Here is a 22,708-nt window from a genome sequence, read left to right as displayed (position 1 = left end):
TCCTACTCGCTCCCTTGCGTGCTAGGGCCAGTCGTCAGAAAACGGCGGCGCTGCTCATCCCAGAGGTCGCGGCAGGACTGATCCTGAAGTGCTGCTTCGCCGAGTGTCTGGCACCGTTGCAGTTCCCCATTTGGCGGTTCTTGGGGTGTGTGCGCCGCAGGCTGGGACACACCCAATTCTTTCCCATCCCGGCCAAGCTCAATGATCGCGACGATCACCGCGCCCATAAGGAAGACGGCTGCGACGAGCCTCACAAGGACCGTCCCGCGCATCGTTAACCTCCGCCCGGGAACATCTGCGCGTTGCCCGGCTGATAGCCAGCGCCGGGTTCCAGAAAGCGGCGACGCTGTTCACGCGCCTGCTCCTGCGCAGCGGCGCGTTGAGCCGCTTCGAGATTTTGGGCGCGGCCCTGTGCCGCGATGACAGCGGTGAGATCGGATATCTGCTGCGCCTGCAGCGCTAGCAACTGATTGCCAGCCTGAGTCGCCTGCAAGGCACCTGTCGCAGACTGACTCGCACCCACAAGGGCCGACATCTGACTGCGGTTTGTGTCGATATTGCCGACCACGCCAGCCTGCACGCGCATCGCATCCTGCAAGCCTGCGACCGTCGTCTGCCAACGGTCCTTGGCCCCACTGATCAAGGCCTGATCCGTGGCTGTCATGGATGCTGACCCGTAGGTCGTGTCAAAGGCCTGATCGATTTGCTGCACGTCAAACGCGATCTGCTGTGCCTCACTCAGGAGCTGCTGTGTCCGGGCCACCGATTGCTGCAATTGTTGGATCGAGGAATACGGCAGGCTCGTCAGGTTGCGGGCCTGATTCATCAACATCTGCGCCTCGTTCTGCAGCGAACTGATCTGATGGTTGATCTGTTCGAGCGCACGGGCGGCCTGCATGACGTTCTGCGCATAATTGGTCGGATCATAGACAATCCGTCCAAACCCGAAGGCCTGTGCCGGGGGTATCAGGACTGGCGCGAGCGCCAGCGGCGTTGTCAGCAACAAGGCGGCTGCAAGTATGCGCAATCGACGTCGTTTGTAGGTCATGAGGGTGTCTCCTTTTGAGTGGTGGCCATTGGATTGGTGGAGAGATCGAGCGCCATTTGCGTGTCCGCGTCGGACGGCTCATGCTCTCGATTGAGATTTGGGAGACCGGGAATAAGATCGGCAGCCCAGGCGGCCCCGCGTTCAGCGAGCCACGCGGCCGCAAAGCCATTGCGTCCATAATCGGCGAGGACGCGTGTAATGGCGGCCTGATCTGATTTTGAGGATGTTGCGGTGAACGCCAGGGCGACCTCGCCAAGCCCCAGCTCAAAGAGCCGGTTGCCGCGTCGAGACTGACAATAATAATCCCGCTTCGGCGTTGCACGGCTGAGTATCTCGATCTGGCGATCATTCAGCCCGAAACGCCGATAGATCGTCGTGATCTGCGGCTCGATGGCGCGTTCGTTTGGCAAGAACAGCCGGGTCGGACAGCTTTCGATGATCGCGGGTGCGATGGCTGAGCCATCGATGTCAGAGAGCGACTGGGTGGCAAAGATGACGCTGGCGTTCTTCTTGCGCAAGGTTTTCAGCCATTCACGCAACTGTCCAGCAAACCCCTCATCGTCGAGCGCCAACCAGCCCTCGTCGATGATCAGCAGGGTCGGGGATCCATCGAGCCGGCCCTCAATACGGTGGAACAGATAGGCAAGGACGGCGGGGGCAGCGCCAGTGCCAATCAAGCCTTCGGTCTCAAACGCTTGGACCTTTGCTTCTCCGAGCCGTTCATCTTCCGCGTCCAACAGGCGGCCGAAAGGCCCGCCAACGCAAAAGGGCTGCAAGGCGCGTTTGAGGTCTTGTGACTGCAGCAAGACGGACAGACCGGTGAGTGTCCGCTCCTGAACGGGGGCGGATGCGAGCGACGACAGTGCCGACCAGAGATGATCCTTCATCTCCGGTGTGACGGTGATGCCCTCGCGTGCCAGAATGTCGGAGACCCAGCCCGCCGCCCAACTGCGCGTCGCGGCATCGTCGATGCGGGCCAGCGGCTGAAGCGCGACCGGTTCGGAGGCATCGTCGGACAATGAACCGCCGAGATCATGCCAGTCGCCGCCCATTGCCAGCGCGGCCGCCCGGATCGAGCCACCAAAATCGAAGGCAAAGATCTGAGATTTGTCGTATCGCCGAAACTGCAAGGCCATCAGCGCCAAAAGCACCGATTTGCCCGCGCCTGTGGGTCCGACCATCAGCGTGTGACCAACATCGCCGATATGCAAAGAAAACCGGAACGGAGTCGCGCCTTCGGTCTGGCCAAAGAGCAGTGGGGGCGCTGCAAAATGCGCGTCCCGTTCCGGCCCCGCCCATACCGCCGACAGCGGGATCATATGCGCGAGGTTGAGGGTTGAGACGGGCGGATGGCGGACGTTGGCATAGACATGGCCGGGCAATGATCCGAGCCAGGCTTCGACCGCGTTCACTGTCTCGGTCATGCAGGTGAAATCGCGGCCCTGGATGACTTTCTCGACAAGACGCAACTTTTCGTCGGCGACGCGCGGGTCTGTGTCCCACACGGCGACCGTCGCGGTGACATAGGCCTCTCCGATCAGATCGGAGCCAAGCTCCTGCAGCGCCGCGTCTGCATCCATGGCCTTGTTGTGCGCGTCGGTATCAAGCAGGGCTGAGGCCTCGTTGGTCATGATCTCCTTGAGAATGGCCGCGACCGATTTGCGTTTGGCGAACCATTGCCGCCGGATCTTGGCGAGCAGCCGGGTCGCATCGGTCTTATCGAGCATTGCTGCGCGCGTGGACCAGCGATAGGGAAAGGCAAGTCGGTTGAGATCATCCAGGATGCCGGGCGTGGTTGCGCTTGGAAAACCCGTGATGGTGAGGATACGCAGATGTGCATCCCCCAGCATTGGTTCCAACCCTGCCGTCAAGGGCTGATCGGCGAGCAGCGCATCAAGATGCATCGGGACTTCAGGGACGCGGACACGCTGCACATTGGTCGAGATCGTCGCGTGCAGAAAGGTCAGTGTCTCGGCGTCATCAAGCCAAGCGCATTCCGGCATAAAGCCTTCGATGAGTTGCAGGACGCGATTGGTGCGATCAACGAAACCAGCCAGTGTCTCGCGAGCATCCGCGCCCGTGGCGCGCTCCCGGCCCTCATAAAGGAACCGTTCGGCGCGGGCGGCCTCCTCGGCGGGGGGCAGGAACAGCAGTGTGAGGAAATAGCGGGACTCGAAGTGAATGCCTTCTTCCTCAAATTGTGCTTTGCGCTCGGTGTCTACAAGGGCGGAGGCCGCATCTGGAAAGCTGCTTTGTGGGTAGGCGTTGGCGGGAACGCGCTGCGCCTCGACAAATACTGCCCATCCCGATCCGAGACGGCGCAGTGCATTGTTGATGCGACCGGCCACGGCGACCAGTTCGGCAGGCACGGCGCTGTCGAGATCGGGACCGCGAAACCGCGCTGTCCGTTGGAACGACCCGTCCTTGTTCAGCACAACACCTTCGCCAGCGAGCGCGGCCCAGGGCAGGAAGTCGGCCAAGTGATATGAGGTGCGACGATATTCGGCAAGGTTCATCATTGCTCACACCCCCAGATGGCCGGGGATGCGCAGATGGCGGCGGACCACATCAACGAAGAGCGGATCGCGCTTGGCGGCCCAGACCGCCGCGACATGTCCGATGATCCAGATCAGCAGACCAACCAGCCAGAGATGCAACCCAAGCCCGATGGCGGCGGCCAGTGTGCCATTGAGGATCGCGATGGAGCGCGGCGCCCCACCGAGCAGGATTGGTTCGGTCAGCGCACGGTGTACTGGGATCGTGAAACCGGAAATGGGATCGCCGTTCTCCATCAGATCACCGCCCCGCCACCAAAGGAAAAGAAGGACAGGAAGAAGCTCGATGCGGCAAAGGCGATCGACAGACCAAAGACGATCTGGATCAGCCGCCGTGCGCCGCCGGATGTATCACCAAAAGCCAGCGTCAGGCCGGTTATGATGATGATCATCACGGCAATGATCTTGGCGACCGGCCCTTCAATCGATTCCAGGATGGCCTGCAACGGCGCTTCCCACGGCATCGAGGAACCTGCAGCGTGCGCCGTCGTCGCCATCATCAGGAGAACAATCGTGGCAATACAGATTGCTTCGACGACGCGGCGCATGAGAATGGTACTTTGAAACATCAGGACGGTCCTTCTGGGTCGAGGTGTGTGGACGTAAGGCGATAGTCACCGTCGGAATGGAGGCCTTCGACGCGGGCGAGTTCGGTCAGGCGGCGGTTGGATCCGCGGCCAGACAAGACGGCGACAAGATCGATGGTTTCGGCGATCAGGGCGCGTGGCACTGTGACCACGGCTTCTTGAATAAGCTGCTCCATCCGGCGTAGCGCACCGAGTGCAGTCCCCGCATGGATGGTGCCGATGCCGCCCGGGTGACCCGTGCCCCAGGCTTTGAGGAGATCAAGCGCTTCCGATCCGCGGACCTCGCCAATCGGAATGCGGTCGGGGCGCAGGCGCAGAGAGGACCGTACGAGGTCGGAAAGGGAGGCCACATGGTCCTTCGTACGCAGCGCGACGAGATTGGCGGCCGCGCATTGCAGTTCGCGTGTATCTTCGATCAGAACGACACGATCATCGGTTTTGGCAACCTCGGCGAGCAGTGCATTGGTGAGCGTGGTCTTGCCGGTCGATGTGCCGCCGGCGACGAGGACGTTACTGCGCTCGGCAACCGCGACCTTTAGCGCCGCCGCCTGCGTTTGGGACATGATCCCGGCACTCACATAGTCGTCGAGCGTGAAGACGGCGACAGCGGGCTTGCGGATCGCGAAGGTTGGCGCTGCCACGACAGGCGGGAGAAGACCTTCGAACCGCTCTCCTGTCTCGGGAAGCTCAGCGGACACACGGGGCGCGCCCGGATGCACTTCAGCGCCGACATGATGGGCGACCAGCCGAATGATCCGCTCACCGTCTGCGGCGGACATGTGGTCTTCGGTGGCGCAAAACCCCTCGGACAGGCGGTCAACCCACAGCCGCCCGTCGGGATTGAGCATGACCTCCACGATTTGTACATCGTCGAGGTACCCCGCGATCGCGGGGCCAAGCGCCGTGCGCAGCATGCGACTGCCGCGTGAAATCGCCTCGGACTGTTGAAATGAAGCCGTCATGTTGGTCCCGGTCTGATGGGACGTCGAAAGACGGCCCTGGTTCGGGGACAATTAAAAGAACCGGAATTGTGGATCGCGCAATAGTGTTGACGGCGTAGTAGTGCGGTGGCGTAGAAAGACAGGGGGACGGTGGGACTAAGCGCTAAATCTCAGCAATGTCTTAAGTCTTTGGGCGTGAAACTACCGGCTTGCCAAGACGTCTTTATTCTGAGGCACTATGCAAATCCAACATTGTGGTCTGATCAGCAATGTTACTTTGAACTCCGATCCTTGGAGTTCCCCCGCCAGACCAGTGAGAAAATGCTCTCGACTTCATCGGCGTCAATTTCTTGGCCGCCCACTGTAGAGCGGCGCGCGAGCGCATCGGCGGAGATGAACAAATCCATTCCGGTTGCTGACAAGTGATATCCGGCATCACTGCGTTCCACCAAATCACTAGCGGTTAGTTCTTTGATGCGCTTGTTCAGAACAGTGGGCGAAACCTGCTGACATTTCTCCTGAAGCTAGCGCAAGGCTATGGGGCGCTGGACTAGGTTGAGCGGATTGTGATTTAATCATCGTAACTTCACACACGCCTCGCAACCTTTTTTCGTCAGCTAAACCCCAATTCAACGGTTGTTGTAACACGCTCAGCTTGCGAAAATGTAACTTCATGCAGAGCGGATTTCTCGACTGACCGGATCGCCATGCCAACTGGTACACTTAATTCGCTATAGTGTCGGAAGTCCGCACGCAGAGACTTAAGCTTTGGCATAGCACCCTGAACTGTTAGAGTAGCCAACTGCGTTGCTGCATCGATCAGCACCATGCCTGGCCAATGATCTTGAGTGTGTTCAAAAAATACCGGTGAATCATACGGGGCAGCCACCTGGAACATTCCATTCTCCCCTCCCGATATTGCTATGTCGCTACTTGATGCACGGCCAATGCTCTTAGGATCGATTATATAGTCTGTACGAAATTCAGGGGCAGCATCCGACTTACACGGATCAATCCGAGGTAGTTTTTCATACATGGCTGCGCTGACGAAGGTTACCGCAAAATCGTCTAAGACAACGACCGTATTTCCAACACGCGCTCGACCACTGTACTGATGGCGCGAGCCGCCAACACATCCCGCGTAGTCCAATTGGAAGGTATGGTCGGCGATCCCAATCGACGGCTCGGCCGCCTCGACATGCAATGCGATTGAACGCCAGATAAAGCGGTCATCAGACGGTCTGTCCATACTATGAGCAAGATAGGTTTCCGCCTGTCGCAGCACCTCTAGCCCATACAGCGTTGGCACCACAGACAGAGGATCATCAAATCCATAATACGGATGATCTGTGCGAGGTTTGACAGTTCCTTTCAACCCCTCCGAACTCACCGTTGCGTGAGATAAGAATGTTTCCGTTGATGCCGATCGATGCACATCGCTCGGGCGCACTATCTTGGTCATTTTGTTCATCTTATCCACTCCTGATTTTAGTTACTAAATTTATTCGTGTTCAAATACTTGGTCATCAATGCAGCGAAACAACACGAAAGATGCGAGTAATCCTAGTGCCGCAAATCCAAGAAAAATCCATGTCCAAGTTAGAAGCAGCCCGTTGTCTAAAATGTCAGATGAAGCAACCGCTCCAACCGCCAGACTGTCCGCAACCGAAGGGTCGTAATACACGCGAAGTAGGGCAAGCAATACGGAACCGACCACAGAAATGCCGACTGTCTCGCTCACAAGACGTGCTGAGTTGAACATACCTGTTGCCACCTCGACTTTGTTAACTGGGACCACTGTTGCTGCAGCGGCGTCCATCACACCGAACGCCATACCAATGCCTATGCCGGTAACCAACAAAGCAACCTCAAGCCATATAAACCCCATGTAAATTGCTATGGCACAACCGATGAGACCGATGCTCATCACAAACGGACTGAGGCTTAGAATCCAGCGACGACCAAGGCGGGCAGAAATAAGATTTACAAGCATGGGCAATATGAAAACTGGTATGGTTAGCGGCAACAACGCTAGGCCAGAGTCAAATACAGACAGTCCAAAGTGCGACTGAAAATATGTAGGCATATAGACCAAGATTGCTGCAAAGGCCGTAAGGATTGTAAAAGGTTGCAGCACGACAGCGAGGAACGTCCCGTTCCGAAAGAGGCTCAGGTCTACGATTGGAAATGGTGCTCGTGCTTCTACAGCTACAAATGCCCAAACAGCAGCAAAAAAAGACAGTAGCAACAGCATTGGGATCAGAGAAACGAACCCCTGATCAGCTGCGACCATGAAGTATCCACAAACGGAAGCCAGTGCCGCAGTAAACACTATTGTGCCTAGCAAATCACCTTTTGAAGCGACTGGAGCGGGCTCTTTCGGGAGGACTGACACCGACACAGCGGCAACAAGCGCTAGCGATGCGCACAGGACAAAAACACTGCGCCATCCCGCAAGATCCACAAGCCCCCCGCTCAACACAGGCCCAATCGCAAGACCAGCTCCGAACGATGAACCAAGCATCGCGAATACAAATCGTTGCTTATCCCCAGCTAACGTAATCGCTATGTATTGCACCGCCGCCGTGAGGATCAGCGCCGCGGCTACGCCCTGTAGGCCGCGACCGATCAACACAACCACCATGCCTGGCGCGAAAACGCAAATTAGTGACCCGATTGCGAAAAGGATCAGACCAGCCACCAAACTGGGCCGACGACCCATTCTGGACGCCAGCACGCCAGCACTGAACATCAATGCAGCAAAACAGAAGTTGTAGATATTGATGATCCACTGTGACGCCAAAGGCCCAGAACCAATGTCACGCGCGATATCACCGAGTGCGACGCCAGGCCCCGTGACCGAAAACGGCAATAGTACAGCTGACAAGCAAATGCCGACTATACCTATGTTCTGTCTTAAACCAGTTTCTTGTATCAAGTTTTCATGCGTCATTTTTGAATATTTCATGTTTGATTTCTTCGACAGTCCAGTTTCTACAGCCAGCCATAATGTCAGCAGAGTGACTGTCCGATGTACTTAAGTATCCTCGGACACCAGCTGTGCAGGCTGCCGACACCGCGAACACTGAATCATCGACCAACACACACTGTGATGGTCTGGAACAATCTTTAGCTTCCACAGCGAGCCGATAGGTTTCCGGATCCGCCTTTGAACGTCCTTGAATCGCGATACGGCCAACTTCAAAATCAGCCAATGCATCAAGTGCCAAGGTGAGACGGGATGACTTGCTTCCAGCGGTCGAGAGAACATCTACGGACATCCCTTCTTCACGGGCAGCCTGGATTAGGGAGAGGATTGGCTTTGCTATACCCTCTGCATCGGGTTGGTCTTGCCATCCTACCGGACCGCAATCATGTACTTGTGCAACTGCGCGACTTACATCGGTGATACCAAGCCATTCAAATGTCGCCCGCAAAGCAGCAGGTGACGGCATGGCTTGAATGCTCGAAAACAGTTGATTTATCACCAAGTCCGGCAAGTCTAGATTGCTTTTGACAACCCGCGAAAACGACTCTCGCAGCTGGCGAGTGGCACTTCGGTGAATAACACCATCAAAATCAAGAAAGAGGTGCGGAACCATAAACGTCCTCAATCATTGTGGTGTCAATCTCACTTAAGCTACCCACGAAGCGAATTTCATTGTCACTCATGATTTTCCGCTGATAGCTGTGTTCAGACGAACTTGGATGACCGATGAATGGTGCCCCAAGCCTGTGGGACTCCTTGCCAACTCTGGCAACATCATCAATCACAAGCAGGCTTGAATATGGGATTTTCAGTACATTATCGCATATTTCACGAATGCCTGGTCTGAGAAGGTTTGTGCACACATACTGAGGCCCCTCAAAGTATTCGACAAGATCGCCAACCTCCGCATAGAAGTGATCGATGCTGAGACCGCCGTAGGAAATCAGGGAAAACCCCTTGCTACGCAGCAGCTCAAGAAGTTCCACCGCACCCTCGCTGACCTGCGGCGGAGCCACAGCAATTACCTTTTTGCGCTTCTCAAAATACTTCTCGATAGCCTCGGCAGCGGTCCAATTTTTGCCAGTGGCACGAACCATACCAGCGCCGCCGACGGACTGTGGTTGTGACAAGATCGAACGATCAGTATCCTCGTCATAGGTCCCACCATTTTCGACTATAAAGTCATGGATTATCTCGCTAAACGTGTCTGTCAAAAGTACGCCATCAATGTTGATGGCTGCCCATTTCTTGTTCATGATTTCTCCTTTCATGAATTCTGTCCCTGCTCAGTGAAGCACCATTGTGCCCAACACTCAGCGGTTCAGATATTTCATGCCTTCTTCGTTGTACCGTTCACCCACAATTTGACCCTCTGCAAATAGCTCGTCTATTTGCGTGAGGATTTCCGCAGGGAGGTGCACGTAAGTGGCTTCAATATTCTGTTGCAGATAATTCGTGGAGCGGGTCCCAGGGATTGGTAAGATGTCCTCTCCACGGGATAATAACCAAGCAAGGGCAAGAGATGATTTCGGCAGTCCTATGTCGCATGCAATGGCATCGAAATTGTCGATGACCTGAACATTGGATGCAAAATTCTTACCATGCAGTCGCGGATGAACCCGTGGCCTGTAGTCCTTTTCAGTAAAGTCACTTTCGGTGGTGAAACGCCCCGTAAGCAAGCCCCTGCCTAGCGGAGAGTAAGCCACAACAGTAATGCCATGCTCACGCGCTACGGGGATGATCTTCTGTTCGGGCGACCGTTCAGTTAACGAGTATTCAATCTGCAACGCAGCAATAGGTGCTTCATTTGTTGCGGCGACAAGGGTTTCCGAGCTTACCTCAGACAACCCAATTTCTCTGATCTTGCCCGCATCGCGTAGATCACGCATAGCACCCACAGATTCCGCAATTGGAACCTCGGGGTTTCTCCGGTGCAAATAATATAGATCGATGACCTCAATACCAAGTCTGGACAACGAGGCATCACATGCCCGTTTGATGTATTCAGGTGTGTTGTCGATGAACCGCTGCCCCTTGGCATCACTTCGAATGCCAGCTTTTGTGGCAACACAAAGCCGTTCTGAGTGCCGCTTCAAGAACGCACCGATCAGTTCCTCGTTTTGCCCATCCCCATACATGTCGGCCGTATCAAACAGTGTAACCCCGTTGAGCGCCGCGCTATCTAGAACAGCGTCGTTTTCTGCTTGGTCAGTTGGCCCATAGAACGCGGACATCCCCATACAGCCCAGACCAATACAGGATGTAACAAGCCCTTCCTGTCCAATTTTTCTTGATTCCATCTCAAAATTTCCTTCCTCGGTTGTCACCGATCTTTCTGTTCTAAATGAGTGCAATGACGCACACCTATTGGCTGGGCGTGCGCACTATACCGCCTCAAGAATGAGCGCCGCATTATGGCCGCCAAATCCCAGCGAAGTGCTCAGTGTGCGTTTCACGGTCATTTTTCGAGCGGTTTGGATGATGTCCAACACAGGTAGCTCTGGATCGATGGGAGCGCTGTTCGTCGAGGGCGGCACAGTGCCCTCAGTGATGGCCAGGCTGCACAAAATAGCTTCAAGAGCACCCGTTGCTCCGAGGCAGTGCCCTGTAAGCGGCTTGGTAGATCCAACTGCTACTTCACGGCCTACAAGTTTGGCCGCAACGGCGGATTCAACGCGATCATTTAACGCTGTACCCGTACCGTGCATATTCCAATAATCAATCGTTTTGGCGGCAACTCCGGCATCATCAAGAGCACGATGTATCGCGGCCTCATACCATTGACCGCTCTCATCAGGAGACGTTTCGTGAAATGCATCATTCGAACTTCCGTAACCGGCGATGACAACATATGGCGTTGCACCACGCTTCCGAGCATGTGAGAGCGTTTCAACGACGACGATCCCACTTCCTTCACCTAACGAAAATCCAGAGCGGTTTTGTGAAAACGGTCTATTGGCATCCACCGGTGGATTTACTGCCGTTGACGTAGCGCCCATGCGTGTAAAGGCCGCGACAACTTCAGGTGAAATAGGAGCTTCACTACCACCAGCAATGACAACATCAAGCAAGCCCGCTTCAACAAGTTGGCGGGCTATCCCTATGGCGTCCGTACCTGAAGCACAGGCAGTAGAAAGGACATAGCTGGTGCCGTGGATTCCCAACTTGAGCGCGATGTAGCCCGCGAGCATGTTATTTATTGATGCTGGCAGTGCCGTTGGTGACACCAGTCCCTCACCTTCTGCAGCCAAAGTTTGTTGCAGTGTTCGTGTCGTGGTGACACCCGCAAGGGAGTTCCCCACTATAATTCCAATCCGTTCCGCAGGAACTTGCGCTAGATCACCAGCATCAGCGACCGCGGCATTTGCAGCAGCTAGTCCAAGTTGAACAAAGCGATCCACGCGACGAATGACTTGCCCGCTGAGCGCGCTTGCCAAGTCATCATCATGCACTGCATGTGCGATATTTACTTTCAAACCCGCCAAGATCGGCGAGATGGCCGCGGTTCTTTTGCCATCAACAGCCGATTTCCAGAAATCATCGACCGTTGTACCACCCGCAGCAAAGACCCCTCGCCCGGTAATGCACGCTCGACTTTCAGCGCTAGGCATCAGCACCCTCCTGGCGTTTTTCTATGAGATCTGAAACATAGGCCAACGAATGTTCTGAGCTGATTTCATCATCGCCTAAAGCAACATTGAAATCCTTCTGGATAGCGACGTTGAGCTCCAGAAGCGCCAAGGAATCAAGGTCAAGTTCTTCAAATGACGAAGCGTTCAGCAACGCATCGCGCTCAACTCCAAGAGTTGCGGCCCCCACTGTCGCCAATTTTTCAAGAATGTTCATGCGATACTCTCCTTTAGGTAAGCTTGTGTCTCGGGTGAATAATGGTTTTGGGGCACCTGCCACTCAATGATCGATGCTCCCCACGTCAGCCCACCGCCGAACGCGGTAAGCAGAATATTTCCGCCTTGGTGAAGTTTCCCATCCCGGTGAGCTTGTTCCAGGGCAAGGGGGATGGACGCTGCTACGGTGTTTCCAACCCGCGCAATGTTGCTAACAACCAGCTCAGCTGGCATGTCCAACTGCTCTTTTATTGTATTGAGAATCCGCGCATTCGCCTGATGCGCAACAAATGCATCAAGGTCACCAACGCCGAGTTGTGATCGCCGTAGAACCTCGTGGCACGATTCAACCATATGCTTGACCGCGCTCATGAAGACTGGCTTTCCATCCATTTCCAGATGGGCCTGCCCAGCTTCCCGGCGCTTCGCGGAACCGCTGCATGGCCTAGAGATCAGATCATAACCTGTTCCGTCAGAGCCAAGAATACACGGGGCATCAAACTGATCGACCTCAATCACAACCGCCCCAGCACCGTCGCCAAAAATACAACGTGTTACCCGATCATCTGGATCGAGGATTGTGCTGAAAGTATCGGCTCCGATAACTAGCGCTCGGCTCCCCCAATAGACGCCAAAAACCCGTGCGCTGCGGCCAACGCGTACACAAAGCCAGAACAAACCGCATTCAAGTCGAAGGCCGGCACACTACCGAGCTCAAGATAAGACGCCACCAACGGTGCCGTTGCTGGTACACTCCGATCTGGTGTGCAAGTGGCAACCAAAACCAAATCAACGTGGGCGCATCCCGCCGAAGCTAGTGCTCGCCGACCTGCTTCAACAGCTAACGTTGACGTACATTCCTCACCCGAAGCAATCCAACGTTGTTCGATACCCGTTCGGGTCTTGATCCATTCGTCTGAGGTATCAAGAATTTGGCTCAAAGCATCGTTGCTTTGTACAGCCACAGGGAGAGCGGATCCTATTCCCTTGATGATCAATGCCACTTTTCTCTTCTCCTGATGATTCCAAAATTAGCAAGGGCTCAGATCAGAGAAATGGCTTCCAGTTGGGTGTTATTCTGGGTCACAGGTCTCAATTTCTCTCAATACTGCACCGCAGCACTCCAAGCTTGCCTGATGCAGTATTGTCCCTTGCTGTTTTGCAGAAATACTCCTATTTTAAGGCAGTAAATGCCATGTAGCTTAGCAAACACTACTCCGCTGCATTGCAGCAAATTTAGCTTTCTGGCGGATCTGGGTCTACAGTTATTGATGTAACCCCCCTTTTCATTTCTGTAGACCGCTCGAAGCCTGCAATGTTGGAGGATGTCCATGCGTGGCATAAGCTGGGACAATGTAAAATGCTTCATCGCAACCGCCCGAGCTGGCTCCCTAACCCTAGCGGCGAGCACGCTAAAGGTGAGCCCTGCTACTTTGTCCCGGCGTCTGTCCACTCTGGAAGCGGAACATGGTCGGTTGCTTTTTGCACGCACACCAGCAGGCTACGTACTCACTAAGGACGGAAGAAATTTCCTAGAAGCCTGCGAAACGATTGAGCATGATTTTGCCACACTGGAATCTTTGATCAAAACGGAAGGTAATGAACCTTCCGGAACGGTCCGTGTCGCAGTTAGTGAAAACATTGCCAACCTGATTTTGCTACCACGGTTGGCAGGTTTCATAAAACGAAACTCACTGATTGAAGTGGAGTTGCTGACGGGATCGCAATCGATCCCACTTCATGGCAGAGAGGCTGATCTGGCAATACGCCTCTCAGTGCCCGAAAGTGGCGCATTTAAAGTCCGTACTGTTGGAGCCGTCCATCATGCACTTTATGCATCTACCACCGTGATCAGGGATGACAAAGCGGATGACTTGGGGATCATAGGCTGGTCCGAAGGAAACGAGGAATTACCCATTGCTATGTCCTCGAAGGCCCACCCACTTTATCACAACAACCCAAAGGTAAGGGTAAGTTCACTCCAAGGCCATGTATCAGCGGCATTGGCAGGGCTTGGTGCAGCTTATCTGCCTTGTATTGTTGGCGACGGTTATTCAGATCTTGTCCGTGTTGAAGGACCCAAAGGATATTTACGCCAAGACATTTTCCTCATCATGCATGACGACAACATAGAAATACCGCAAATTCGAGTTGTCGCCGATTTCTTGGTCAAAGCTATCGGTGAAGCCAAAAAAGAACTGAAAGGTGTTTAATAGAAGCTTCCGTAACCATACACACACCTGCTTCCCTTATCGCTCTAATCTCGCGATATGCGCTAATCCATTGTCAGGTTGGCTGGGATCCTTTCAAATGTGAAAACGGCAAGCGGGGGTGTCCGTTCGGTGAACCCGACCTAACGCGTTCGTTAGCGGGTATGCCCCAATCTTGAAAGCTCGCGCGTCCAATAGTGGCTCGACGCACAGGCTTCGATGCCAACAAGACAGGGGCCAAGACGTTGGAAAAACGCCAACACCTGAGCCCGACGCGACGGCCTGTTAAAGGCGACTTCACCATCATCAGTGACGCCGTGCACGTGAAAGATGTTCTTGGCCAAATCCAGACCAACGGTGGTAACTTGCATGGGGCGGCTCCTCTCAATCGCAGATTCTGACACCTGCACTATGACGCATTACGACGCCGGGGAGCGCGAGCCATCCACCTCGTCTGTTTAAGCAAGAGATGTTGTTGTGCAATTCACTCTAAAGATCATTCTTCTTGCCCCAACACATCCTCCGAAATCTTCTGCCGCAGCTTCGGTCCCTTCGCCAATCGCTTGCCCAGCGCTGCAACAAACCTGTCGTATCGACTTCCAGCCTGCGCCTTGGCTGCAACTTGTTGCGGTTCTGGCAGAGGTGGCGTTGTCGCGAGCCAAAACCGTATGAATACCGCCAGTGTCTCGACAGAGATACCGACATCCCGTTCCATGCGGGTTATCCTGCGGTCAATCTGATCGAGACGTTTGGTGGTTGCGGCCTCCTGCCGTTCCGCAGCATCCGGAGACAGAAATGATGCAATGGCGGCTTCGGCGATCAATGAACGAGAGTGATCTCGGCGAGTGGCGTATTCGACAAGCGCTGCCATGATGTCCGGGTCAAGATAGACAGATAGGCTCTGTTTCTTGCGTTGCTTCATTGTTGTGTCCTCACAAATCAATGCCATCATCGGGATCAAGCGATGCTTGTCGCGCGACTTGACGGGCCTGCTGGTCGAACATGCGCAATTGCGCAGAGCGGTTAATCGACGACTCTTTCAGATCAGGTTCGAATTCATTGTCCATCGGTTTGGGTAAGTCTGGCTGCCGGGTTTGATCGAGTTCGGCTTGCTTGCGTTTTTCGTGTTGCGCGCCGTCCGCTTCGTCCTGATCAGATTGTGGTTCCGGCTCGGTAACGTCTGGACGGGGCGGCTGTTGCCGCGCGCTCCAGTCGTCATTGCGTCTCTTCTCCAGTATCTTGGGAACGGATGGTGCCAGAATGCGCGCTTGGAATTGGGCGTCTTCAAAATAGCGCGCCTTTTTTGCCCGGATTGGCGGTGTGCCCGCCACCATGACAATCTCGTCGCTGGGCGGAAGTTGCATTACTTCGCCTGGTGTGAGCAGGGGCCGTGCGGTCTCCTGTCGGCTCACCATGAGATGGCCGAGCCAGGGCGATAGCCTGTGCCCGGCATAGTTCTTCATTGCACGTAGCTCCGTAGCGGTGCCGAGCGCATCGGACACCCGCTTCGCTGTACGTTCGTCATTGGTGGCGAAACTCACCCGCACATGGCAGTTGTCGAGGATCGCGTTGTTGGGCCCATAAGCTTTCTCGATCTGATTGAGCGATTGCGCGATCAGGAAACTTTTGAGCCCGTAGCCCGCCATGAAAGCCAGCGCGCTTTCGAAGAAGTCGAGACGTCCCAATGCCGGAAACTCATCCAGCATTAAGAGAAGGCGATGCCGTCGGTTATGACCCACTAAATCTTCGGTCAATCGGCGGCCGATCTGGTTGAGGATCAGGCGGATCAGCGGCTTTGTACGGTTGATGTCAGAGGGTGGTACGACGAGGTAGAGCGTAACCGGGTCCGGGTTTTCGACTAGATCCGCAATGCGCCAATCGCAGCGTCGGGTCACCTTGGCGACCACCGGATCGCGATAGAGGCCGAGGAACGACATCGCGGTCGAGAGAACGCCAGAGCGCTCGTTGCCGGACTTGTTTAAAAGTTCGCGAGCGGCGCTGGCGATCACAGGATGTGGACCCGCCTCGCCAAGATGAGCAGTGACCATCATGGCCTTGAGCGTCAGTTCGATACTGCATTTGGGATCCGATAGAAAATTGGCGACGCCAGCAAGTGTCTTGTCGGTCTCGGCATAAAGGACATGCAAGATCGCGCCGACCAGCAGCGCGTGGCTGGTTTTTTCCCAGTGATTGCGTTTTTCCAACGAGCCTTCCGGATCGACCAGAATGTCGGCAATGTTCTGTACGTCACGGACTTCCCATTCGCCGCGACGGACTTCGAGCAATGGATTGTAGGCGGATGAGTCTGCATTGGTGGGGTCGAACAGCAGTACGCGGCCATGCCGCGCGCGAAAGCCGGATGTGAGCTGCCAGTTCTCGCCTTTGATGTCATGGACGATGGCCGATCCCGGCCAAGTCAGCAGCGATGGGATGACGAGGCCGACGCCTTTACCGGAACGGGTTGGTGCAAAACACAGCACATGCTCCGGCCCGTCGTGGCGGAGATAGACGTTATCCAGTTTGCCGAGTATGACACCATCCGGATCGAACAGCCCAGCACTTTTGACATCTCGCCGGGCTGCCCAGCGGGCTGATCCGTAGGTATCGACGTCCTGCGCCTCGCGGGCGCGTAGGACGGATAAGAAGATCGCAACACCCACCGCGAGAAAGCCGCCCGATGCCGCGATGACAGCGCCTTCAATAAAAATCGGTGGGGCATACGCATCATAGGCATACCACCACCAAAAGAACGCTGGTGGATAGTAAACGGGCCAGCCAAGAACCTCGAACCAGGGTTCGCCAAGCTGCGGTTGAAACCCCAGCCGCAGCGCTGTCCACTGCGTCGCCGCCCAAGTCGTGGTGAGTACGATCAGCGACACGATGAAAATCTGACCCCAAAGGATTTTCGTCGCTTGCATGTTCCTTTCCTTTCTTTCCTGGCGAGGGGCGCTGCTAGAGACCGAGACCCCGGTTGCGTCCGAAGGTCCAGTCCACACCGCCATTGCTGCGGGCAATGCCGGAGATGTGCTTGCCGAGGTGCTTTTCGATGGACGGCGTCCAGGGCACGAGCTGGAAACCGAGCCCATCGTCGATCATCGCGAAACGCCCGGATGCCAGTGCTAAGCGACGCTGATACGTGCCAGCAACATATTCGCCGGTTGCCGATGGTATGTGTGGACGGCCAATCTCGTCCGCGAGCTTTTTGCCGACTGCATCCAGTTCACGGTTGCGCAGCGTATTGAGCAGGCCGCGATTGAAGATCACGCGCTGACCCTGTCGCTTCGCCAAGCCTTCATTGATCAGATGTTCGGCCCGCCGTTCCAGCGCTGTGCTGACTTTGGCACCGAACCCACCCCCACCAAGCGGCATGGATTCGCGGGCAATGGCCTGCCGGTCCAGCCAGGTCGCACCGGTCGCCGTCACCTGCCTTGCGATCGACAGATCGGAGCGAACGGCAAGCGCAATACGCCGACCGCCCTTTGCATCTTCAAAATTACGCAGTTCGACAATCGACCCTGGGGCGCTGTCTCCGGCGGCATCGATGTGTGGCAGCCGGATGTGATGTGTCCTGCCATCGACACCATCGACCACGGCGAAGGCCGTGCCTTTCAACTCATCATCCAGACCGCGATCAACCAATCGTCCGATGATAGGGTCGCCAATGCTTTCACCCGCCAGGACATAGGAGGCCGCCCCGCGTTCGATCCCGCGCTCCGTGAGTCCGCGATGGATGCGCTTGATGATGTCGCCGCGCGCACCGAGGTCGCGCAGGGTCGTTTCGGCACTCTCGTCCATCACCCATTGGCCAGGCTCGATCTGGTCGGCGAGGCCGAGGGACTCCAGCTTGCGCAAGCGACCGATCTTGAGCGCGTGGATTTCATCTGGTTGTCGTCCCGGCTGCGGTGCGAGGTCGATGATACCGGTAGGATATCCCGCGCGGGAAAGCTGTCGATCCAGATTGGTCCAGCGCTCGGTATCGATCTGACGTTCGATGGTTTTACGGATGTCATGATCAGTACATGGACCCAACTCCATCGTGATCAGGTCGCGCGCGCGATCGCGCATGCCCTCCTTGATGTAGTTTCGCGATATGATGAGATTCTCGCCATCGTCGCGGACGCCGCGCATAATGAGATGGATATGTGGATGTTCTGTGTTCCAGTGATCGACGGCGACCCAATCCAGTTTGGTGCCCAAATCTGTCTCCATCTGGTGGGTGAGATCGGCGGTGAAAGATCTGAGGTCCGTCATTTCCACCGCGTCATCGGGGGAGATTATGAAGCGGAAATGATGTCGGTCGTCTTCGCAGCGCTCGGCAAATGCCTTGGCATCTATCTCTTCCTCTCCTGGCCCAAAGAGATTTGCCTTCTTACCATCGCGGGTCACGCCTTCACGCCGCAGATAGGACAGATGCGTGGCGAGCGGCGCACTGCGCGCATTGTTGCGCACGATACGCGCCTTGACGACGGCGCCGCGTGAGCGCGCCGTGATGAGCCGATTGGCTTGCACCGAGGCCCGCTGACCGTGTCCGAAGCGCGAGCGGTTGCCCGGGCCGATCTTGCCCTTGCGCGAAACGGAACCGCCAGCTTTCCGCGCTGCTGCCAGTGCTTGGGCGATGAAGGGCCGCGCCCGTTGGCTGGACGAAGACCGGATACGGCCCGGGCGAATGCGGAATTCATCTTCGATGCTCATGGTGCATGTCCCGCACAGTGCGTTAATGCGTTGAAATATTTGCTGAAGTGCTGGTGATGCAATGTACGGTCATCTCGCACGCCTTGCGAAATCACCCTGTAACTTCTTGAAAAACCACAACCGATCCTGGCCGCACAGTGTGGCCCTTTATCCTGCCATCCCCTTCGTCTGTCTTCTGTTACTCCCTTCAACATACGCCACACTGCGCTGCTGCTCTCTGAGGTGCGAAATGCGGATGTGGTCATCATGGCGTCCTCTCATCGCGTGATCGAGCGACAAACACGCCATCGTTTTGTGTGTTTTGAGTACTCCCATCACGTCTTGATGATGTCAGCGGGGCGCTCGACCTTCGTCGATTTTCCTGCACCGGATTTGTAATCGAATTGCTGTCAGGGCGCAAAACGAAGAGCGGTGCTTCGCGCCAGTCGGGTGGTGCGGCAATGACAGGGTTCAAGCTGTCCAACTGTACCATCCCAAGCACCGGCATCAGCCTCGCCATGTACAGCCGCGTCTCGCGGGGCAGGGCGCTTCCGTTGGCAAGATGATCTTTATAGCGCCATGGACCGGCATTGTACGCCGCGAGGAAGCCAGGCGATCCGAAGCGGTCGTACATCTCGCGCAGATAGGCCGTACCGCCGAGTATATTGGCGCGCGGATCGAAGGGGTCGCGGCCCAACCGATAGCGGACGCGCAGTTCGGCCCAGGTATCGGGCATGATCTGCATCAGTCCCATTGCCCCCGCACTGGAGACCGCGCGCACCCGGCCTGCGCTTTCAACCTGCATCACGGCGCGAATCCAGCGTTCCGGAACTTCGAAGCGATCCGATGCCTCGGCGATATGGGTGGCATAGAGGTCGATGGCTGGATGCTCGCTCGCTGCGTTTTGAGCGACAGAAACCGTCGGCAAAGCGGCACTGGACAGCAGGCCGGAAAGGAGAAGAAGGGCAGCCAGTCGAAACGCACGCTGTCGCCCGGAAGCCGCTCTATGGGTTGAGGTGTACATCGTCTCATCCCTGATTGCGGCGCTTGGGAGGCCGGTTCCAGGTCAGCAGATAGATGCTTTCTTCGCTAACCGAGTGGAACAGGTTGGCGTGGATCGGATGCGGCATAGCCGGATCGTCGATCAGCAGTGAGACGTAATTACCGGCCTTCTCGCCAATGCGTTTCCAGCCGGCACCGACTTCGAGCGCACGCTCGTCGCTGCCGATATGGACGCGATAGTCTGGCGCATTCTCCGTATCAGCGCGCTCAGCTGGAACGATTGTTAGTTCTGCGTCAAGCGTGAGCGTTTTGAGATGGCCGTGATAGCCGTCTCTGGCGCGGGTGAAGTGTCCGATATGTGCCATGGGAGTATCCTTTCATCTGGCGTTGGTGGGTGTTTGACGCGCAGCTATTCTTTGCTGACGCGCCATCGGTAACGGTCGCTGCCGTCCTCATCGGTCCACAGCGGAACGGCCGAGCCGATGATCGAGCTGACGGAGATCGGGCCGAAATATCTTCCATCGAGGCTGTTCTCGACGTCCCAGTTCATGAGGAAGATTTTGTCATTGGCGATGCGTCTGCAGCCCTGCCAGACAGGCATCAGGCGCCCGAACCGATCATGAGCAAGCGCCGCGCCGATCTGGATGCCATCAACAACGATGGCGCGATCAATACGGCAGACGGTTTGTCCTGGCAGCGCAGCAATACGCTTTAGAAGCGGGATGTTAGGAGGCAGATAGCCACGCTCGGCCGCGAAGCTTTTGAGCGGTTCGGGCGCGTCCACCGCGACGAGGTTGGGTACCTTAAGTCGGTCAGTGGGCACCACGCGATAGAGTCCGATTGGCACGGACGGGCTTGCGTTCCAGATCAGGGCTTTTGGGAATTCGACGAAGGCTGGCAGCGCGATGACGGCAATTGCGGCAGCACCAATGAATGTCCACGTTGGGCGCTTCATGGAGTTGCCCTCCGACGCTTGAGCCAGGCACGATGACGGGTATGCGTGTAGACGCGCGGCTTATGGCGCGCGGTCAGACGATTGTGCACATGCCGCCAATGATTAGGCGCGACGTCGACAGGATTGATCCCGAGCGCTTCGACAGCGTCGATGATCTGCAGCACGCGTTCGACCTTGTGCCAGCCTTGAATGGTCAGGAGAATGTCGCCGCCGGGTCGCACGAACGGCAGCGTTTGGTGTGGTTCATGGGGGTCAACTGCCCGTGCAATGTCGATCCGCGACAGGATTGTGCCATAATCGTTGGACGCCCAGCGGACGAACGCGAAGATGCTGCCCGGCGCGAAGCTGACGATACGGCGGTGTCGGTCGAGAATCCGTTCTCCGGCGCCTTCGCCGAAGCGGATCCAATGTTCGATCTTCTTCTCGGTCCAAATCAGCTCAACTTGGGTGAGCGTATCGACTGAGCCTGTCGTCGGCATTCGGTCAATCTGTCGTTTTGGTGTCGCGGGACTGGTCATGATCTGGCGCCCGGATGGCTGCCAGCAGGATGCTTATCGCAGTCTGCATCAGCGCCAGAAGCGCGCGTCTCGGGGGTGTTTTCCACATGTCCACGCGCCCTACAAAAGTTAGATTCTGTGTTAGACTCTAAGTTAAGGGGGCGATTTTCGCGTTTGTCTTCGGAGGTTAACCCCGATTTTGGTTCCCGATAGCACGAGCCTTGGGTTCCCGATGGCACGATAGGTCGGGTTCCTGATAGCACGAGCGCGTCAACAGCTTTTCCACAGGACGCGGGCACGAAGGCTAGCAATGTCTTGCCGCCGATCTCCGCCTCAATCGAGAGGGTGTATCCAGGAAGCGGTTGGCGGCGGACAATATCGCGCAACTCAAAAGCAAAGCGCTTGAACGGCGATAGGCTTCCGGATTTTAGATAGAGATGTCGGAATTCGAACCGCCAGCCGCGCCGTTGACGACCGCCATGTTTGCGCACGATCCGGTAGAGCCACCGGTCAAAACCACCTGTCAGGGAGAAATAGGCGCGGTCGATGGTGAGGATGAGAGCGTCATCAAGGACGGCGCTGTAGAACCAATCTGGAACGATGAGTTCGATCCCGGCGGGTCGGCCACGATAGTCCGTGCGTTCAACCCATTCGTTGATCCAGGAAAAGCGATGTCGACGCCCGGATGCGGGCTGGCGGATCGTCGTCGCTACGGTGGTCGATTGCAGCCGATCAAGTGCTGCTTTAAGGCGCTGATAGTCGCGGGCACTGACGCCGCGCCCGATGAAGTTGAGAATCTCATAGGGCGTTGCGGCCATCAGTCTCGACGTACGCAGCCCTGCGTCTCGTGCCGCGACAAGTTGGCTGGCCGCCCAGATCAGAATGTCGGCATCCCAGATCGTCGCCATACCGTGTTCGGGGACCGCCTCAACCCGGATGACCACGTCGGCGACTTCGTAGTCGATTGACTTGACCCGATGCGATTTGGACAGACTGAAGAAGGGATAAGCCATCAAATCCTGCGCATCGCGGGCTGCGAGATTGCTACCGCTGGCGTGGAAAGTTTCCAATTGGGTGCGTTCGGATTGTGTGGGTTGTTTCATCATCATGGTGGGGCCAAGCAAGCTCAGCGAGTCTCGCCGCCGGAAGCAGCAAGCGTCTCATCGTCATGGCGTTTAGCGGGAAGAACCGATCCGCGCGGATCGGAGGTCGATGTCACAGCGCCGCGATCAGCCCAAGCTTGCAGGTCATCAATGGAGTAGACGACGCGCCCGCCAAGCTTGCGATAGGCGGGGCCGGTACCGTAGGTGCGATGTTTTTCAAGTGTGCGGCCGGACAAGCTTAAGAAGCGAGCTGCTTCCGGCGTTCTCAAGTAGCGTGGCGGTAGGTCGGCAGTGTTTGCGGGCAT

Annotated in this window: 25 protein-coding genes and 1 pseudogene; 1 reads left to right on the top strand and 25 read right to left on the bottom strand. The window is 56.3% G+C overall.

Annotated elements, in window-relative coordinates; translation table 11 throughout:
* Positions 1–2: 2 nt before the first annotated feature.
* From trbK-alt to ACZ1HF_RS13100, 15 genes are all read right to left on the bottom strand, one after another.
* Entirely contained in the window at positions 3–272 is a 270-nt protein-coding gene (gene trbK-alt, locus ACZ1HF_RS13170) for a putative entry exclusion protein TrbK-alt (RefSeq protein ID WP_472657940.1), read from the bottom strand.
* Positions 273–274: 2 nt separating this feature from the next.
* Complete coding sequence (gene trbJ / locus ACZ1HF_RS13165; RefSeq protein ID WP_472657939.1) at positions 275–1,048, bottom strand: P-type conjugative transfer protein TrbJ; 774 nt, start codon at positions 1,046–1,048, stop codon at positions 275–277.
* The gene (gene trbE / locus ACZ1HF_RS13160; protein ID WP_472657938.1) at positions 1,045–3,567 is read right to left on the bottom strand and encodes a conjugal transfer protein TrbE; all 2,523 of its coding nucleotides are present in this window, start codon (positions 3,565–3,567) and stop codon (positions 1,045–1,047) included. Before trbE ends, trbJ begins: the two co-directional genes overlap by 4 nt.
* 3 nt (positions 3,568–3,570) lie before the next feature.
* Positions 3,571–3,840 (bottom strand): VirB3 family type IV secretion system protein, encoded by a 270-nt coding sequence (locus tag ACZ1HF_RS13155; protein ID WP_472657937.1) that lies wholly within the window; start codon positions 3,838–3,840, stop codon positions 3,571–3,573.
* Complete coding sequence (locus ACZ1HF_RS13150) at positions 3,840–4,172, bottom strand: TrbC/VirB2 family type IV secretion system protein (protein ID WP_472657936.1); 333 nt, start codon at positions 4,170–4,172, stop codon at positions 3,840–3,842. The genes ACZ1HF_RS13155 and ACZ1HF_RS13150 overlap by 1 nt, the downstream gene beginning before the upstream one ends.
* Positions 4,172–5,104, bottom strand: a complete 933-nt coding sequence (gene trbB / locus ACZ1HF_RS13145) for a P-type conjugative transfer ATPase TrbB (RefSeq protein WP_472659047.1) — start codon at positions 5,102–5,104, stop codon at positions 4,172–4,174. Before trbB ends, ACZ1HF_RS13150 begins: the two co-directional genes overlap by 1 nt.
* 299 nt (positions 5,105–5,403) lie before the next feature.
* A complete protein-coding gene (locus ACZ1HF_RS13140; protein WP_472657935.1) occupies positions 5,404–5,538 on the bottom strand; it encodes a hypothetical protein in 135 nt (44 codons plus the stop codon).
* 206 nt (positions 5,539–5,744) lie between these two features.
* The gene (locus ACZ1HF_RS13135; protein WP_472657934.1) at positions 5,745–6,602 is read right to left on the bottom strand and encodes an AfsA-related hotdog domain-containing protein; all 858 of its coding nucleotides are present in this window, start codon (positions 6,600–6,602) and stop codon (positions 5,745–5,747) included.
* Positions 6,603–6,632: 30 nt separating this feature from the next.
* Complete coding sequence (locus ACZ1HF_RS13130) at positions 6,633–8,084, bottom strand: MFS transporter (protein ID WP_472659046.1); 1,452 nt, start codon at positions 8,082–8,084, stop codon at positions 6,633–6,635.
* Positions 8,074–8,733 carry a hypothetical protein gene (locus ACZ1HF_RS13125; protein WP_472657933.1) on the bottom strand — a complete coding sequence of 220 codons (660 nt, stop codon included), beginning with the start codon at positions 8,731–8,733 and terminating at the stop codon, positions 8,074–8,076. Before ACZ1HF_RS13125 ends, ACZ1HF_RS13130 begins: the two co-directional genes overlap by 11 nt.
* Entirely contained in the window at positions 8,711–9,376 is a 666-nt protein-coding gene (locus tag ACZ1HF_RS13120) for an HAD family hydrolase (protein WP_472657932.1), read from the bottom strand. The genes ACZ1HF_RS13125 and ACZ1HF_RS13120 overlap by 23 nt, the downstream gene beginning before the upstream one ends.
* A 57-nt stretch (positions 9,377–9,433) precedes the next feature.
* Positions 9,434–10,420 carry an aldo/keto reductase gene (locus ACZ1HF_RS13115; protein ID WP_472657931.1) on the bottom strand — a complete coding sequence of 329 codons (987 nt, stop codon included), beginning with the start codon at positions 10,418–10,420 and terminating at the stop codon, positions 9,434–9,436.
* Positions 10,421–10,504: 84 nt separating this feature from the next.
* A complete protein-coding gene (locus tag ACZ1HF_RS13110; RefSeq protein WP_472657930.1) occupies positions 10,505–11,731 on the bottom strand; it encodes a beta-ketoacyl-[acyl-carrier-protein] synthase family protein in 1,227 nt (408 codons plus the stop codon).
* Entirely contained in the window at positions 11,724–11,966 is a 243-nt protein-coding gene (locus ACZ1HF_RS13105; protein ID WP_472657929.1) for an acyl carrier protein, read from the bottom strand. The genes ACZ1HF_RS13110 and ACZ1HF_RS13105 overlap by 8 nt, the downstream gene beginning before the upstream one ends.
* Positions 11,963–12,643: a 3-oxoacyl-[acyl-carrier-protein] synthase III C-terminal domain-containing protein gene (locus ACZ1HF_RS13100; RefSeq protein ID WP_472657928.1), complete on the bottom strand. Its 681-nt coding sequence runs from the start codon at positions 12,641–12,643 to the stop codon at positions 11,963–11,965. Before ACZ1HF_RS13100 ends, ACZ1HF_RS13105 begins: the two co-directional genes overlap by 4 nt.
* Positions 12,644–13,290: 647 nt before the next feature.
* Here ACZ1HF_RS13100 and ACZ1HF_RS13095 point away from each other — a divergent pair.
* Positions 13,291–14,178 (top strand): LysR family transcriptional regulator, encoded by an 888-nt coding sequence (locus tag ACZ1HF_RS13095; RefSeq protein WP_472657927.1) that lies wholly within the window; start codon positions 13,291–13,293, stop codon positions 14,176–14,178.
* A 158-nt stretch (positions 14,179–14,336) separates the two neighbouring features.
* On the opposite strand, the pseudogene ACZ1HF_RS13090 reads toward ACZ1HF_RS13095, so the two are convergent.
* From ACZ1HF_RS13090 to ACZ1HF_RS13045, 10 genes and pseudogenes are all read right to left on the bottom strand, one after another.
* A pseudogene (locus tag ACZ1HF_RS13090) lies at positions 14,337–14,546 on the bottom strand (IS110 family transposase); the annotation flags it as partial.
* A 125-nt stretch (positions 14,547–14,671) separates the two neighbouring features.
* Complete coding sequence (locus ACZ1HF_RS13085; protein WP_472657926.1) at positions 14,672–15,097, bottom strand: CopG family transcriptional regulator; 426 nt, start codon at positions 15,095–15,097, stop codon at positions 14,672–14,674.
* Positions 15,098–15,107: 10 nt separating this feature from the next.
* A complete protein-coding gene (locus ACZ1HF_RS13080; protein ID WP_472657925.1) occupies positions 15,108–17,093 on the bottom strand; it encodes a conjugal transfer protein TraG in 1,986 nt (661 codons plus the stop codon).
* A 34-nt stretch (positions 17,094–17,127) separates the two neighbouring features.
* Complete coding sequence (locus ACZ1HF_RS13075) at positions 17,128–18,867, bottom strand: relaxase/mobilization nuclease domain-containing protein (protein WP_472657924.1); 1,740 nt, start codon at positions 18,865–18,867, stop codon at positions 17,128–17,130.
* Positions 18,868–19,111: 244 nt separating this feature from the next.
* Positions 19,112–19,870 (bottom strand): lytic transglycosylase domain-containing protein, encoded by a 759-nt coding sequence (locus ACZ1HF_RS13070; RefSeq protein WP_472657923.1) that lies wholly within the window; start codon positions 19,868–19,870, stop codon positions 19,112–19,114.
* A gap of 4 nt (positions 19,871–19,874) precedes the next feature.
* Positions 19,875–20,213 carry a DUF736 domain-containing protein gene (locus ACZ1HF_RS13065; RefSeq protein WP_472657922.1) on the bottom strand — a complete coding sequence of 113 codons (339 nt, stop codon included), beginning with the start codon at positions 20,211–20,213 and terminating at the stop codon, positions 19,875–19,877.
* Between the two features lie 44 nt (positions 20,214–20,257).
* A complete protein-coding gene (locus tag ACZ1HF_RS13060; protein WP_472657921.1) occupies positions 20,258–20,803 on the bottom strand; it encodes a S26 family signal peptidase in 546 nt (181 codons plus the stop codon).
* Entirely contained in the window at positions 20,800–21,282 is a 483-nt protein-coding gene (locus tag ACZ1HF_RS13055) for a DUF2840 domain-containing protein (RefSeq protein ID WP_472659045.1), read from the bottom strand. Before ACZ1HF_RS13055 ends, ACZ1HF_RS13060 begins: the two co-directional genes overlap by 4 nt.
* Before the next feature lie 35 nt (positions 21,283–21,317).
* Positions 21,318–22,409: a replication initiator protein A gene (locus tag ACZ1HF_RS13050; RefSeq protein ID WP_472657920.1), complete on the bottom strand. Its 1,092-nt coding sequence runs from the start codon at positions 22,407–22,409 to the stop codon at positions 21,318–21,320.
* A gap of 17 nt (positions 22,410–22,426) precedes the next feature.
* Positions 22,427–22,708 (bottom strand): helix-turn-helix transcriptional regulator, encoded by a 282-nt coding sequence (locus ACZ1HF_RS13045; protein WP_472657919.1) that lies wholly within the window; start codon positions 22,706–22,708, stop codon positions 22,427–22,429.

Source organism: Litoreibacter sp. GN1-5 (assembly GCF_055693805.1).
Note: the sequence above shows the minus strand (reverse complement) of the source record. Positions and strands in the feature narration are given on the sequence as shown.

Coding starts and splice junctions, on each gene's coding strand:
- ACZ1HF_RS13155 (WP_472657937.1), bottom strand. CDS start 3,840: ATGGAGAACGGCGATCCCATTTCCGGTTTCACGATCCCAGTACACCGT.
- ACZ1HF_RS13125 (WP_472657933.1), bottom strand. CDS start 8,733: ATGGTTCCGCACCTCTTTCTTGATTTTGATGGTGTTATTCACCGAAGT.
- ACZ1HF_RS13150 (WP_472657936.1), bottom strand. CDS start 4,172: ATGTTTCAAAGTACCATTCTCATGCGCCGCGTCGTCGAAGCAATCTGT.
- ACZ1HF_RS13045 (WP_472657919.1), bottom strand. CDS start 22,708: ATGCCCGCAAACACTGCCGACCTACCGCCACGCTACTTGAGAACGCCG.
- trbK-alt (WP_472657940.1), bottom strand. CDS start 272: ATGCGCGGGACGGTCCTTGTGAGGCTCGTCGCAGCCGTCTTCCTTATG.
- ACZ1HF_RS13085 (WP_472657926.1), bottom strand. CDS start 15,097: ATGAAGCAACGCAAGAAACAGAGCCTATCTGTCTATCTTGACCCGGAC.
- ACZ1HF_RS13140 (WP_472657935.1), bottom strand. CDS start 5,538: ATGGATTTGTTCATCTCCGCCGATGCGCTCGCGCGCCGCTCTACAGTG.
- ACZ1HF_RS13060 (WP_472657921.1), bottom strand. CDS start 20,803: ATGAAGCGCCCAACGTGGACATTCATTGGTGCTGCCGCAATTGCCGTC.
- trbE (WP_472657938.1), bottom strand. CDS start 3,567: ATGATGAACCTTGCCGAATATCGTCGCACCTCATATCACTTGGCCGAC.
- ACZ1HF_RS13070 (WP_472657923.1), bottom strand. CDS start 19,870: ATGTACACCTCAACCCATAGAGCGGCTTCCGGGCGACAGCGTGCGTTT.
- ACZ1HF_RS13055 (WP_472659045.1), bottom strand. CDS start 21,282: ATGCCGACGACAGGCTCAGTCGATACGCTCACCCAAGTTGAGCTGATT.
- ACZ1HF_RS13110 (WP_472657930.1), bottom strand. CDS start 11,731: ATGCCTAGCGCTGAAAGTCGAGCGTGCATTACCGGGCGAGGGGTCTTT.
- ACZ1HF_RS13115 (WP_472657931.1), bottom strand. CDS start 10,420: ATGGAATCAAGAAAAATTGGACAGGAAGGGCTTGTTACATCCTGTATT.
- ACZ1HF_RS13120 (WP_472657932.1), bottom strand. CDS start 9,376: ATGAACAAGAAATGGGCAGCCATCAACATTGATGGCGTACTTTTGACA.
- trbJ (WP_472657939.1), bottom strand. CDS start 1,048: ATGACCTACAAACGACGTCGATTGCGCATACTTGCAGCCGCCTTGTTG.
- ACZ1HF_RS13105 (WP_472657929.1), bottom strand. CDS start 11,966: ATGAACATTCTTGAAAAATTGGCGACAGTGGGGGCCGCAACTCTTGGA.
- ACZ1HF_RS13075 (WP_472657924.1), bottom strand. CDS start 18,867: ATGAGCATCGAAGATGAATTCCGCATTCGCCCGGGCCGTATCCGGTCT.
- ACZ1HF_RS13135 (WP_472657934.1), bottom strand. CDS start 6,602: ATGAACAAAATGACCAAGATAGTGCGCCCGAGCGATGTGCATCGATCG.
- ACZ1HF_RS13095 (WP_472657927.1), top strand. CDS start 13,291: ATGTCCATGCGTGGCATAAGCTGGGACAATGTAAAATGCTTCATCGCA.
- ACZ1HF_RS13130 (WP_472659046.1), bottom strand. CDS start 8,084: ATGACGCATGAAAACTTGATACAAGAAACTGGTTTAAGACAGAACATA.
- trbB (WP_472659047.1), bottom strand. CDS start 5,104: ATGCTGCGCACGGCGCTTGGCCCCGCGATCGCGGGGTACCTCGACGAT.
- ACZ1HF_RS13065 (WP_472657922.1), bottom strand. CDS start 20,213: ATGGCACATATCGGACACTTCACCCGCGCCAGAGACGGCTATCACGGC.
- ACZ1HF_RS13050 (WP_472657920.1), bottom strand. CDS start 22,409: ATGATGATGAAACAACCCACACAATCCGAACGCACCCAATTGGAAACT.
- ACZ1HF_RS13080 (WP_472657925.1), bottom strand. CDS start 17,093: ATGCAAGCGACGAAAATCCTTTGGGGTCAGATTTTCATCGTGTCGCTG.